This window comes from Brevibacillus sp. HD3.3A (assembly GCF_013284375.2).
In the GTDB taxonomy this organism is placed as follows: Bacteria; Bacillota; Bacilli; order Brevibacillales; family Brevibacillaceae; genus Brevibacillus; species Brevibacillus parabrevis.
Map to the genome: position 1 here is coordinate 4,336,443 of NZ_CP085874.1, position 12,943 is coordinate 4,349,385.

At 53.6% G+C, this 12,943-nt stretch carries 15 protein-coding genes; 5 read left to right on the forward strand and 10 right to left on the reverse strand.

Annotated features, from left to right (window positions below; all coding sequences use genetic code 11):
- Positions 1-17: 17 nt before the first annotated feature.
- Positions 18-665, reverse strand: a complete 648-nt coding sequence (locus tag HP435_RS20275; RefSeq protein WP_122964072.1) for a TetR/AcrR family transcriptional regulator — start codon at positions 663-665, stop codon at positions 18-20.
- Positions 666-817: 152 nt separating this feature from the next.
- Here HP435_RS20275 and HP435_RS20280 point away from each other — a divergent pair, with 152 nt between their 5' ends.
- The 3 genes from HP435_RS20280 (at position 818) to HP435_RS20290 (ending at position 4,192) form a co-directional block, all read left to right on the forward strand.
- Entirely contained in the window at positions 818-1,141 is a 324-nt protein-coding gene (locus HP435_RS20280; RefSeq protein ID WP_122963985.1) for a DUF3892 domain-containing protein, read from the forward strand.
- Positions 1,142-1,286: 145 nt separating this feature from the next.
- A complete protein-coding gene (gene alr, locus HP435_RS20285) occupies positions 1,287-2,468 on the forward strand; it encodes an alanine racemase (protein ID WP_122964071.1) in 1,182 nt (393 codons plus the stop codon).
- A gap of 122 nt (positions 2,469-2,590) precedes the next feature.
- Positions 2,591-4,192, forward strand: coding sequence for an alkaline phosphatase family protein (locus HP435_RS20290; RefSeq protein ID WP_173596887.1), 1,602 nt, complete (start codon positions 2,591-2,593; stop codon positions 4,190-4,192).
- Positions 4,193-4,206: 14 nt separating this feature from the next.
- Here HP435_RS20290 and HP435_RS20295 read toward each other — a convergent pair whose 3' ends face one another.
- On the reverse strand, positions 4,207-4,680 hold the full coding sequence (locus HP435_RS20295; RefSeq protein WP_122963983.1) for a DUF4188 domain-containing protein: 474 nt from the start codon (positions 4,678-4,680) through the stop codon (positions 4,207-4,209).
- A 10-nt stretch (positions 4,681-4,690) separates the two neighbouring features.
- The gene (locus HP435_RS20300) at positions 4,691-5,329 is read right to left on the reverse strand and encodes a TetR/AcrR family transcriptional regulator (RefSeq protein WP_122963982.1); all 639 of its coding nucleotides are present in this window, start codon (positions 5,327-5,329) and stop codon (positions 4,691-4,693) included.
- A gap of 179 nt (positions 5,330-5,508) precedes the next feature.
- Between HP435_RS20300 and HP435_RS20305 the strand changes: the two genes are divergently transcribed.
- Positions 5,509-6,636, forward strand: a complete 1,128-nt coding sequence (locus HP435_RS20305; protein ID WP_122963981.1) for a glycosyltransferase family protein — start codon at positions 5,509-5,511, stop codon at positions 6,634-6,636.
- A 48-nt stretch (positions 6,637-6,684) separates the two neighbouring features.
- Here the strand turns inward: HP435_RS20305 and HP435_RS20310 are convergent, their stop codons facing one another.
- Entirely contained in the window at positions 6,685-7,428 is a 744-nt protein-coding gene (locus tag HP435_RS20310) for an IclR family transcriptional regulator (protein WP_122963980.1), read from the reverse strand.
- 186 nt (positions 7,429-7,614) lie between these two features.
- Here HP435_RS20310 and HP435_RS20315 point away from each other — a divergent pair, with 186 nt between their 5' ends.
- A complete protein-coding gene (locus tag HP435_RS20315) occupies positions 7,615-8,400 on the forward strand; it encodes a YheC/YheD family protein (RefSeq protein ID WP_229049719.1) in 786 nt (261 codons plus the stop codon).
- 170 nt (positions 8,401-8,570) lie between these two features.
- Here HP435_RS20315 and HP435_RS20320 read toward each other — a convergent pair whose 3' ends face one another.
- The 6 genes from HP435_RS20320 to HP435_RS20345 all read right to left on the reverse strand — a co-directional run bounded on the left by HP435_RS20320 (position 8,571) and on the right by HP435_RS20345 (position 12,893).
- On the reverse strand, positions 8,571-9,395 hold the full coding sequence (locus HP435_RS20320) for an aldo/keto reductase (protein WP_122963978.1): 825 nt from the start codon (positions 9,393-9,395) through the stop codon (positions 8,571-8,573).
- Between the two features lie 108 nt (positions 9,396-9,503).
- Positions 9,504-10,142, reverse strand: coding sequence for a pyridoxamine 5'-phosphate oxidase family protein (locus HP435_RS20325; RefSeq protein ID WP_173596885.1), 639 nt, complete (start codon positions 10,140-10,142; stop codon positions 9,504-9,506).
- An 87-nt stretch (positions 10,143-10,229) separates the two neighbouring features.
- Positions 10,230-11,174, reverse strand: a complete 945-nt coding sequence (locus tag HP435_RS20330) for a GntR family transcriptional regulator (RefSeq protein ID WP_229049720.1) — start codon at positions 11,172-11,174, stop codon at positions 10,230-10,232.
- Positions 11,175-11,307: 133 nt separating this feature from the next.
- A complete protein-coding gene (locus tag HP435_RS20335; protein ID WP_122963975.1) occupies positions 11,308-11,835 on the reverse strand; it encodes a phage tail protein in 528 nt (175 codons plus the stop codon).
- Positions 11,836-11,851: 16 nt separating this feature from the next.
- On the reverse strand, positions 11,852-12,349 hold the full coding sequence (locus tag HP435_RS20340) for a phage tail protein (RefSeq protein ID WP_173596883.1): 498 nt from the start codon (positions 12,347-12,349) through the stop codon (positions 11,852-11,854).
- Between the two features lie 31 nt (positions 12,350-12,380).
- The gene (locus HP435_RS20345) at positions 12,381-12,893 is read right to left on the reverse strand and encodes a phage tail protein (RefSeq protein WP_122963973.1); all 513 of its coding nucleotides are present in this window, start codon (positions 12,891-12,893) and stop codon (positions 12,381-12,383) included.
- Positions 12,894-12,943: the final 50 nt, after the last annotated feature.

The window sequence follows — 12,943 nt, forward strand, 5'->3', positions numbered from 1 at the left end:
TTCAGCTACATGCGCGGTTAAGGCCGGAGCATGGAGACGCACGATTCAGTTGCCGCTTCAATCTCATCCGTGAGCAACGCCTTGATTTGTTCCATATCATGTCCGTCCGCGCGCAAGTTCTTCTTTTTCCGGTGCAAATAACCCATCGCGTGCATCATCGCTCCCCAAAACTGCTCCGCGAGCAGCTCCGGCGACATTTGACGCACATCGCCTGCCTCCATCCCTTGGCGAAGCGCATCTACCATGACTTGCAAATTGTTGTCGCGCCACATCAGCCCACGCAGTTCTTCCCCCGTAAACAGCTCACGCAAATCATGGCGCATGCGAAAAAAGAACATGACATGCAAAGAGCGTTCAAACAAATTGTGGAACATGACGAGGGCAAACTGTTTGCACAGTTCTACCGCTGTCCCTTCCTGCGAAAAATGATAGCGGGTATGCTTGTTGGAGAGCTGAAACATATGCGCAAACAAATCGCGAAACAAAGAACGCTTGTCTTTGTAGTAGTAATACACCAGTCCTCTGGCTACTCCGGCATGCTCAGCCACATCCTTGATATCTGCGGCTGCGTAGCCCTTTTCCACATAAACAGCAAGAGCGCCCTGCATGATCGCTTCCTTTCGCTGGGCGCGAATTTCTTCGTTCTGCTCCTTTGAGCGAGGCACGAGCTGCTCCCCCCTTTTTTCATTGACTTTCGTGTCAGTCAAAATATAATCCTGTTAGCAGCGACTGTCAATAGGTGAAAATCGTCGCTGTAAAACGAATGCATGTTCTCTTCCCGCTTGAGCCACCCTTATAGGGAAGGAGAGATACGATCATGAGCGAGCAAAACTTTGAACAAATTTATGCGGAATACAAAGCGGCAGGCGAGCAACAGGCTTTGCGCGAAAGCGACCAGGGCTACCTCCCGTCTGCTGCGGGCAAAGAGCAGATTGTTGCCGTGCGCAAAAATGACGATGGCGATTTGATCGCCTTCAAAACAAACTCGGGAAGGGAGCTGGATTACCTCACCGCTTTGCAGGAGGCCAAGGCGGGGAACCTGGCGCATGTGGACGTGTTTCACAAGTACGGACGGGATATTTTGCGCAGCGAGCCTGACGGCATCAAGGAAAACAACCTGGACAACCTCCCTGCTTTTTAAGTCGCCACACCCTGTACAGGCCATTGATCCGATGGCCTGCTTTTATTTGCTTCGCGAAAAGCAGGCCACGCCTAAGCAGCAGGGGCAGCGAATATTTATGGAAAAAGCAGGATTTCTCATTTCACCAAATGGGGAGGAACATACTGTGAAACAGTTGTTTCGAGAAACGTGGATCGAAGTCAATCTCGATGCGATCAAGAAAAATATTCGGGCGTTCCGTCGCTATATTCCCAAGCAGACGAAAATCATGGCGGTGGTCAAGGCGAACGCTTACGGACATGGTTCGGTAGGCGTTGCCCGCCACGCTCTGCAGTACGGAGCAACCTCTCTTGCTGTCGCGATCATCGAGGAAGGCATTGTCCTGCGCCAGGCGGGAATCACCGCCCCGATCCTTGTGCTTGGATTCACCCCGCTCTCCCGCGTCAAGGAAGCACTCGCCTGGAATATCGAGCTATCCGCCTTCCAGGTAGACTGGATCAAAGAAGCGCAAAAAATCGTCCGCGCATCCGATTTCAGCGGCCGCCTGAACATTCACGTCAATATGGACACAGGGATGGGACGTCTTGGCGTACGGACAAAGAAAAATCTGCTCTCCGTCGTAAAAGCATTGGAGGCCAGCCCGGACTTGCACTGGAATGGCATTTTCACCCATTTTTCCACCGCCGATGAAGCCGACCACACCTTGACCAAGCTACAGCACGAGCTTTTCGTCAATGGCCTGCGCTATTTGGAGCAACACGGGTTCAAGCTCCCGACCGTACACATGTGCAATACAGCCGCCGCCATCGCCTATCCGGATTACAGCGCAGATATGATTCGCCTCGGCATCGGCATGTACGGACTGTATCCGTCCGCTTACATTCGCAGCCTGAATCGCATCAGGCTCGTGCCCGCGCTCAGTTTGAAGTCGCGTTTTTCGTATGTGAAAACGATGCTGTCGGAACCGTACACGATCAGCTATGGAGCGACGTACATAGCGAAAAAAGGCGAAGTCATCGGAACGATTCCCATCGGTTATGCCGACGGCTACTCGCGCGCTTTGTCGAACCGCGGGTTTGTGTTGTACAAAGGCAAGCGCATGCCCATTGCCGGGCGCGTGACGATGGATCAGCTGATGGTCAGTCTCGGCGAGCGAAAAGCGAAGCAAGGCGAGGAAATCGTCCTGTACGGCAAGCAAGAAGGCGGAGAAATTACCGTGGATGAAATCGCGGAAATGCTCGGAACGATCAACTACGAAGTCGTGGCTACTTTAAGCAACCGCATCCCGCGCTTGTTTTTGGTCAAAGGAGAAGTCGTGGAAATCACGCATTTGCTGCCAAAAGGATAACCGCTTGCCCACTCCCCTGTACGAACAGCACCCGCTGTCAGCAGGGGAGTTTTTTCGCATAGATTAGCCGCCAGCAACAAAACATAAGAGAATCTTGCCATGGAAAGGATTGGATTGAACCCATGAAGTCACGATGGACCTGCGCCATTCTTGCCTTTTTGCTGCTCAGCCTGCCCCTTTTCGGCTGCAAGGCTGGTGAACCATTTCAGCTCCAGGAGAAAAAGGGGCCAGCCCCGCTTTCTGACGACGGCTCGGTTCAGGCGCATAAGCCAGTCGTGGTCATCCTGATCGATTCGTTAATGGACAAGCCCCTGCAAGAAGCCATCCGCCAAGGCCGCGCTCCTGCCCTGGCTTTTTTGCAGGCAAAAGGACACTATTTCCCGCGCATCGTCAGTTCTTTTCCCACGATGTCTGTCACCATCGACAGCACGCTGCTCACAGGAAGCTACGCCGATCGCCACCACATCCCCGGACTTTCCTGGTACAGCGAAGCGGAAAACCGGATGATTTACTACGGATACGGCCCGAAAGAAGCGCTGAAAATCGACCAGCCGCAAGTGCTGCTCGATGCCATTCAGCAATTGAACCAAACCCAGTTGAGCAAAGACACAAAAACGATCCACGAAGAACTCGCGGACCTGGGCAAAGACTCTGCTTCCATCAATGCGATTGTCTGGCGCGGAAAAACAGCCCATACCTTGAAAATCCCCCATCTGATCGAGGTGGCCGCTCAACTTCCCGGCGAGCTTTCGGTTACGGGACCGACATTCATGTCCTACGCCGCCTTTGCCCAACTCGATCCGAATCAAAAGCGGCACACGCGAATCTGGCGCAAATACGGCATGAACGATGAGTTCTCTGCGCAGGAAACCGCCTTTTTGATCGATCATAGCCGACTGCCTCCGCTGACCATTGCCTACTTGCCGGAAAATGACGCAGAGGTCCACAAAAAGGGGCCAGCGACGATAGACGGGATTGAAAATGCGGACAAGGCGCTGCAAAGTCTGCTTGATACTTTTGGATCGTGGGACCAGGCGGTCGAGGAAGTGCGTTGGATCGTCATGGGAGACAGCGCACAAAGCGCGGTAAAAGCGGATCGGCAAGCCGCTATTATCGACCTGCGCAGCTTGCTCGCGCCTTTTCTCATCCCCCCGATCAGCCGTCCTCCGCAAGCGAATGACCAGGTCGTCATCGCCGCCAATGAACGGATGGCGTATGTGTACGCCCTTGATCCAAAGCTCTCCCTCTCTGCGCTCGTCACTCAGCTTCAGCGCGAGCCGAGGCTCGATATCATCGCGCGCAAAGAAGGATCGTCCACCGTCGTCTCCGCTGGCGGAAGCGATGGCAAACGCCGGGTGGCGTACAAGCCAGGCGGGCCTTTTCAAGATGAGTACGGGCAGTCGTGGAGCTTGCAGGGTGACGCGAGCGTGCTCGATATCAAGCGGGCAAAAAAGCGCATCACGTACGGAAAATACCCCGATGTGCTTGCCAGGCTGAACGGTGCCTTGAACTCCCATCCTGGGCGCTACGTGGTTGTCACCGCCCAGCCTGGCTACGAGCTGGTGACAGAAAGCTCTCCTGCCCATCTGGGAGGTGCTGCACACGGCTCGCTGCATGAAGTCGATTCACTCGTCCCGCTCTTGGTCACCGGGACGGACAGCCGACCGAAAACGAACCGCATCGTCGATCTCAAAGAATGGCTGCTTCGCCTCGTAAACGAATAGGCTTGCCGACGCGCTTATTCTTTGTTGATTCGCTGTCGGGCTGATTCCCGCTTGCCTGTGGCGGGAACCAGCTCTCCCACTTCTCCCAGGCCAAAAGCAGGCATATTGACGTACACGCACTCGTAGTTCCCTGCTTCCACCAGATACGTCTCGTGATAAATCCCTACCGAGCCATCCGTCCCTACCGCCTGATTGAATTTTCGCCACGCTGTCAGGTGAAGGGGCGCATGCCGCGCATACTTTTCCAAATGCTCAAACGACCGCCAATATTGAATCTGCGTAATCGTCCGCATGTTGACGCTGGAGCGGCTGCCCAAAAACCCGAGTTCGGGATTTTGATACAGCTCCTGCATCATCCCGCCCATTGCCTTCGCCACCGGAACCCATTTGTGCACTGCCAGCAGCTGGTTGATTCGCATACCGATAATGAACACCACGTAAGACCCATCCACTTTTGCCGTATACCGCCCTGGCATTACGTTTGCCATCTGCAATCCCCTACCTTGTCAACGTTTTGAGATGAAGCTCATAGTAAGCCATGAAATCATCAGAATGAAACAAATGCGCCGACAAATACGCTCCGTAAAACATCGAGAATAACAAAACGACTGCCTCTTCGTTGCTGACATGAGCAACCAACTGTCCGTCTTCGCGCGCTTCCTGCACACACTGCTCAAAAATCTGGTGCATGTTCTTGCCGCCGATTTCTGCTCGCTGCGCCGCTTCGACATCGGGGAACAGCAAGGACAGTTCCGCCTCCGACAGTGCCGGAACGCACGGATGCATCTTTTGCTCGGCGAGAAAACTGATCAGGCTGAGCATGATTCCAGGCTGCTTTTCCGCATATTCCGCTACCATGGAAAAAGCGTGGCGCACGGCGGCAAAGCCGCGCTTCCCGTTGTCTGCCAGCTCTTTGTAACACCGCACCTGCCAAATGCTCATAAAATAAATCAGCAGCTCTTCTTTTTGCGGGAAAAATTTGAAAAAGGTCACCTTGGAGACTTCTGCCTGCGCGCATATGTCATCCACAAGCACGCTGCGGAATGTGCCTTCGTTGATCAGCGCAAGCGCTGCCTCCAGCAAGGCGAGCTTCGTCTTCGCTTTCTTTTTCTCACGCAACGAAATCGTTTCAGCCATTGTTTCCTTCCCTTCCAGTTACACCCAAGACTAGGATAGCACTTAAGTTAACTTTAGTAAAGTTTTTTATTCGAGTAAACAAAACTCAAAATCGCTTGCTGATTTCTCCTCCCCCAGTAGCCAATGGCCCAAAAACCCATACGATAGGGAAAGAGCCTTGTTGAAGGAGAGAATCCCCCGTGAGAATTTGTTTTTCCTGCAATCTCATCGAGTTCAAGCCAAAGGGGAACGTCCTGCAATTTTTTATTTTGCTGCGCTCCCTCGACCGCAAAGTGGCGAAGCTTGGGGCAAACGAACGCAAGCGGTACGTGCTCGACTGCGTCCTCCCTTTTCAGTTTCGCAACGGGATGGGCGGCTTTACGTTTGAACACGTCCGCTTTTACAAATCCGACCAGCTCGTCGACGACCTCATTGCCCGCGACCAAAAGCACAACTACGACTTTTTGTTTATCCGCGGCCGCAACGAAGCGTTTCATCTGGTGGAAAAAAAGCCGTCCCTCGGCAAAAAGCTGCTGTATTTGGCCGTCCAGTACAACTTGCGCGATCCGTACATCATGGGCAGGCTGGATCACATCTTTCAGCATTCCCGCGTCGTTTTTTTCCAGACCGAGCCGAATGCCGAGCGCTATCGCCGCTACCAGTTAAGCAAAGCCAAATACGCGGAAAAGGAACTGAACCGCAAAATCCAGGTGCTGCCCCAGTTTGTCGAGCATCAGGAAGACGGGGCGCTCATCCGTCAGCCGGGAGATCCGCTGCACCTGATCTGGGCAGGCGTCATCCGACCACGCTATGGACTTGCTGTAGCCACCAAAGCGATCCGCCTGATCCGCAAATCGGTTCCGCAGGCGAAGCTGCGCGTCCTTTACCCGTCCATCGTCGGGAGCTATCAAAAGAAAGCGCGGCTTCTGCTGCGCACGCCCGGAGTAGCCGACCACGGGCAAAAATCGATGTGGGCGACGAAAAAAATGATCGTCCAGAGCGGGATCGGCATTGCGCTGCTCTACGACAACACTCCGGACCAAAACCCGTCCCACTCCTACTTGTCGCGGATCATCGAATGCATGGCGCTCGGCGTACCCGTGCTGACGACCCGGACGATCGGCAATCTCGCTCTGCTCGGAGAAGCGTATCCCCTTTTCGTGCAAGATGCCCACGACATCGCTTTTCATTACGAAAAGCTGCGCAACCCGGCCTATTACGCGGACATGAGCGCGTACGTGCGGTCGCGCGGGGAGCGCTTTCTCGCCGACAACGCCGTCCAGTCTTTCTGGCGCGTCCTGCAAACGGAATTTAGCTACCGCAAATAGCCAAAAGCCAACACGCTCCTTGAGCAGAAGCTGTGTTGGCTTTTGGCGTTATTTCATCATTTTTCCCATGCGATAGGCTGCTTCCATAATGTACGGCGCGTACTGGCTCATTTTTTCCGGTGTCAGACGATTGGACGGGCCAGAAGCCGCAATCGATGCGACAAGCTGCCCGTTGCGGTTGAAGATCGGAACCGCGACCGCCGCTGTCCCAAGCTCCCGTTCCTCCACACTGGTGGCAAATCCTTGTCTTCTGATCTGGTCGAGCTGCTCGATGTACGCTTCCTGATTCACGAAGTCGGGCCAGTTCGGATCGTTCAAGACTTGCTCCAGCACATACGGATCGGCATAAGCCACCAACACCTTGCTGGACGCTCCCACAGCCAGTGGCATGCGCGCCCCGATCGGAGCGACCCGGCGAATCGGTTGTCTGCTCTGCACAGCCTGAATACGTATCCGCTCGTTTCCATCCCGCACATACAGGCTGATTGTTTCTTCGACCAAATCCCGCAATCTCTCCATCTCAGGCAAGAGAAGCGTAGCCGGATCATCGTTATGCGTCAAATTGGCCGAAAGCTCCCAGATTCGAAAGCCCAGCCGGTATTTCTCCGTCTGAACATCACGGATGAGAAAGCCCTTGTTCTCCAGCGTCGCCAGCAGACGATGCACGGTGCTTTTATGCAAGGAAAGGCGACTCGATATCTCACTAAGCCCAAGGTCTGTGGCGTCCGTAAAACAGAGCAGGATATCCAAAGCACGTTCGACAGAGCGAACGTTTGCTTTTTGTTCATCCATTGTTTCTTACCCCTTCTTCCTACTTGGTTCCGTTCGTTTCATCTGATGAAACAAATATGCTACTTTTCAGTATACAAAAATTAAAGGCATAGTAAAGAGCGAATCTTCGCCCTCCCCGCCATATCCTACCTATTTTTTGACAGCAAGGACATTCCCACAAGCGCTGAAACAAGCTGCACATACATTATGAAGAAGCAAAAGACGTTTCATATTTCGATTGGGGGAATGACCTCTTTGGGCAAAAAAAGCGAGTCCAAGCTTACCAAATACTACGTCTTGCGCGCAAGCTCCACCCTGTCCGGCGCATTGCCGCGCACGCGTCCCTTTTCCAAACGCGCCTTGTACGATTTCCTCGATCGCTACAGCAAAGTGATCGCCAAGCCAGCCGCAGGCAGCGGCGGAGCCGGAGTCATTCTCGTAACCGGACTGGGCCGCAGCAAATACCGCATCCAGCGCGGTGCCAAACGCAAGACCAAGCACAGCAAAAAATCGACCTACAAGTATTTGCGCAAAAAAATTAACAGCCGCTATCTCGTGCAGCGAGGCATCTCTTTGGCTCGCGTCAGCGGATCTTTGTTTGACGTCAGAGTCATGGTGCAGCGAAAAAGCGGTCAGCCGTGGGTCGTGACCGGAATGCTTGCCAAAGTGGCCGGACGCGGCTATATCATTACCAACATCAAGCGCAGCGGCGGCAAAGTGCTCCCGCTCTCCACAGCCCTCCACCGCTCGAACATTCGCGGCGCTTCTCCCGCTGCCGTCATCGCCCGCATGCGGCAGGTTGCTCTGCTCGCTGCCCAGCGTCTGTCCCGCTACTATACAAGTCAGCGCGTTTTCGGCCTGGACATGGGCGTCGATGCAAAAGGACGGGTGTGGATCATTGAAGCAAACTTGCGTCCTGACATCTCTCTATTTTTGAAGCTCGCGGACAAAAGCATGTACAGAACGATCGTTGCCTATCGCAGGCGCAGATAAACCGGGCATAAGCTCCTGATCGGGACGAAATCGTCCGGCGGGGGCTTTGCCTTTTTTGAGCACGCCTTGCCTTGATCTTGTTCGACCAGGAAAAGGCAAAAGAAAAGGGGCACATCCCCTTCGTCTGCGCGAGACGTTCGGGACAGCCCCCTGCTATTATCACCGTGATTTTAGAAATCGAAGTTGTCCGGGTCTGGCCCAAAGCGCTTGTTCTCGTTCAACGCACTGATTTTGTCCACGTCTTCCGCGCTCAACGCAAAATCAAAGACGTCGGCATTTTGCTCAATCCGAGCAGGCGTGATCGATTTCGGGATTGTGACGACCCCGTTTTGCAAATCCCAACGAATGACGATTTGCGCAGGCGATTTGCCGTATTTTTGTCCCAGTTCCACCAGCAGCGGATGATCGAGGTTTCCTTGCATCAGCGGACTCCACGCCTCCAGCTGGATAGCGCAATCCTTGCAGTACGCATGCAGCTCCTTTTGCGTGAGCAGCGGATGGTATTCGACCTGGTTGACAACTGGCGTAATTTCGCTGTGCTTGCGCAGCTCCTCCAGATGGTGAATGTGGAAATTGCTCACGCCGATTGCGCGCACGTAGCCGTCCCGATACAGCTTTTCCAAGGCTTTCCACGTGTCCACGAACTTGTCTTTTACCGGCCAGTGGACCAGGTACAAATCAAGCGTGTCGAGCTTCAGCTTTTTCATGCTCACGTCAAAAGCTTTGAGCGTCGACTCATAGCCTTGATCCGCATTCCAAACCTTTGTCGTGATGAACAGCTGATCGCGATCGATTCCCGCCTGACGGATACCTTCTGCTACGCCTTCTTCGTTGCCGTAGACAGCTGCCGTGTCCACACTGCGGTAACCCGCCTCAATAGCCGAGCGGACTGCCACTGTTTCGTTGCCTTCCTTTGCTTTCCAGACACCCAGGCCCAACCAAGGCATTTCCACTCCGTTGTTCAAAACGGAACGATCCGTGATTTTTGTTGCCATCCGATCTCCTCCCGACTAACGCTGTTTATGTACTTACATTAAGAAAGTATATCACAGGTTGGTCGATCGGAAAACTTGTCTCATACAAGCTGGCAAAAAGCCCACCTTTTAGTACAACCGATTTTTATAGCTATCCTGCAATCCCTCAGCCACTTCTTTCGCCCCTAAACCGGGCAGCTTCACATGATCCGCGATCATTTTGGCGATATCCGGGGTCGTTCCAGCCTCAGGCCACGTGTCCGGCTTCCACAGCCCGGAGCGCATGAACGCCTTGGCGCAATGGGCGTAACATTCTTCCACTTGCACGCCGATTCCATGCGTCGGCACCTTGCCTTTGACCGCCATTTTCTCCAAAATATCCTGATCCTGGATGATGCACGCCCGACCGTTGATCCGCAGCGTTTCTTCCAAGGTCGGAATCAAAAAAATCAGGCCGATGTGCGGATTCACGAGGATGTTGGTGATCGAATCCATCCGCTTGTTGCCCGGGCGCTCCGGGATAACCAGATGGTGGTCGTCGACGATGTGCACGAAGCCTGGAGCATCGCCGCGCGGGGATGCGTCACAGTTTCCTTTTTCGTCGGCAGTCGAGATAATCAAAAAAGGCGACTGGGCTATATAATTGCGGCAATGGTCGTCCAGTTGGGTAATCACCTTGTTTTGCACCAGACGGCTCGGCTCTCCGAAAATTTCCCGCAATTGGGTTTCCGATGTGATTACTTCACGAAATATTCCGAATCCTGACATGATAGCACCTCTTTTTCCTTTTGTGGAAAAGCTCTCCCCTTCATCATACCATAACGATCGACGGACAAGTCCGGGGATTTGCTTTGCTCACTGCCGGAAGCCTTCGACGAATTGCTGAATGTACTGCACCGACTGGACATTCAAGAAGCGATCTTCAATCAGCAGCGGCAAAAAACGCGCCTGCCTTTTCAAATAGGCACCGACGATACTCGTGCAGACAATCAGCTCGGGCTTGGCCGCCAGCACTTCATCCAGGGATGAGGGGTACTCCATCGTGCCGACCAAAAGCTCCAGATGAGTCATCCCGGCATTCATAATCGACTGGCGGAAATTGTGCGCCCCCTCCCAGGTCGTGCCTCCGATTCCGACCAGGCTTCCGGGCGGCAATTGCTGAAGCTCGCGGATCGACTGGAGATTGGAATCCAGGAGGCAGCCGATGACGATCGGCACGTTGTCTCCTTCCAGACGATCCAGCCATTTTTGCACTTCTTCTATATGCAAAAACGTCGTGACGACGAGATCGTAGTAGCCGTTCACGATGCTTGTGGCAAACTGGTCCAAGTCTTTGATCAGGCATGGCTTCACCGTGTAGCCTGTCGCTTTTTCCAGCTCGACTGCGTACTCCTGCACTTGCACGACATTGCACTCGGCAAACAGGATCGCTGGCTTCGTCCTTTCCTCCCGCTTGAAGCTGGCCGGATGTCCCGGCTTTCCTGAAACGGGCGGTGAAACAGCGGCATCCTTCTGCTGCTCTCGCGAAGAAATGCCACTCGCAGCGGGCATTCCGCTTTTTCTCGGGAGCGGGTCCGCAACCACTGCTTCGCCATCGTTTCCAATCGTGACGTAGCCCTCTGCTTTCAGCGCCTCGTACGCCTTTTGCACGGTATCCTGATTCAGCCGCAAAAAGCCGGATAGCGCACGGACTGTTGGCAATGTTTCACGTGGCTGATAAATTCGTTGTTCCATCAAACTTTTTAGTTGCTCTTTCAATTGAACAGAGACAGAGATCGAGGATGAATCATGGACAGGCATCTGCATCAAATCACCCCAAGGAAACGGTATCGCAGTAATATTCTGTCATCTTACAATAGGTCAATCGGACAAAGCAAGTGCCAGATGCAGGGCAGCTTCGCATCTGGCACTTCTTTTTGAGATCAGGCTTTTGTTACGGCTTTTGTGGAAATTCGCCTTCCAGACAAATGATATAGTGAACACCCAAAAACGGCTGTCGATTGTTGTGCGGCATTCCTTCACCCGCAACTGAAATCGCGGCTTGGCTGAAAGGAGTCTGCTCCGAAGCGTTCGGCGCTCCATAGGCAAAGACACGTCCTCTGCCTTCCGTGTTCGCCCAGATCATCCCGTCCGGATTGTTCGTCGTCGGCTTTTCCGCTGCATTGGGAATGTGCGTATGCGCAGGCATCTCCTGAATCGTCAGTCCGACCTCGCTGCTCCCGCCCTGCTCGCCAATCGTGCGCGGCGTCAAATCCGGCGCTGCTCCATGGTGCATAGGTGCCGCCCCTTGCAAATTGGGCAGAGCAAAGGTGTTTATGCCATCTCCGCCAAATCTCGTGCCCAGGATGGCGTACAGAGCGGTATTCTGCCGAATTTGCATTAAGGCTCCATCGCAAAAAGCCCAGCCTCTTGGAGCGAACTTTCCTGTAAAAATGCGAATTTCCCCGTAATAGGCTTCCATTCGTTTTCCTCCTCTATCAATCGCGGCTCGGATATACTCCTTGGGTGGCAATGCAGTAATTGAACACCTGATACGGCTGCATGTTATAGTGCGGCTGGCCCCCGCCCGTTGTGAGCAGAGCATCCTGGCGCATCGTCGCATTAGGCTGGGCAGCAAATGCCTGATAATCCGTCTTGGCCCATACGTTCGCAACTGCTTTTTCCGTTACGCCCGTTGTGACAAGAGGCTTGGCCACGTGCTGATGCTGCGGCATTTCGCGAACCGTCAGAGCATGGACCTCCTCACCGCCAGCTTGTCCATACCCCACACCATTTCCGACATGCACAGGCACTCTGCCCCGCAAATCCGGCAAGGCAAACGTCGTTTTTCCGTCCCCTCCGTAGGTTGTTCCGATAATGGAGTACAGCGCCTGATTTTGGTTGATCGGCAAAATCTGCCCATCGCACAGCGCCCATCCTCTCATCGGAAAAGGAAAAGCAAAGGCGCGAATTTCGCCGACATACGGTTCTGACATGATCGTCAACCTCCAGTGGTTAATAGTTTCCTTATGATTGCGGTGGATAATAGCCTTGCGTGGCAATAATGAAGCTGATTACGGTAAACGGCATCATGTTGGAATGCGGCTGGTTTCCGCCCTCAAATGTTACAGAGCCTGGGCTCATCTGGATTGCGGCGGGATTTTGCGAGAATTGCACGATTCGTTTTGCCCATACGTGCTGGCCCGGCTCGATTTCTGTGCCTTCTGCTGACGACACGTTGACCGTGTGGGTGTGGATCGGCAATTGGTTTGTCTGCAGGTGTACCGTCTCTGTTCCCCCTTTTGCCCCGATAGAAAAGGTTGTTTGCGTACGCGGATTTTTTCCCTGATGGACGGGAACCCGCCCACGCAAATCAGGAAGGCCAAACGTAGTCATGCCATCGCCGCCATAGGTCGTCCCAATCAGGTTGAACAATGCATCATTTTCCGCGATGCTGAGCAATTGACCGTTGCAAAAGGCCCAGCCTACTGGCGCAAATTCTCCGGCAAACATTCTGATTTCTCCCAAAATTGATTCCATCTTTGTCGCTGCCTCCTTGATTGCTTGTGGCGGATCAGAAAAAGCGCACA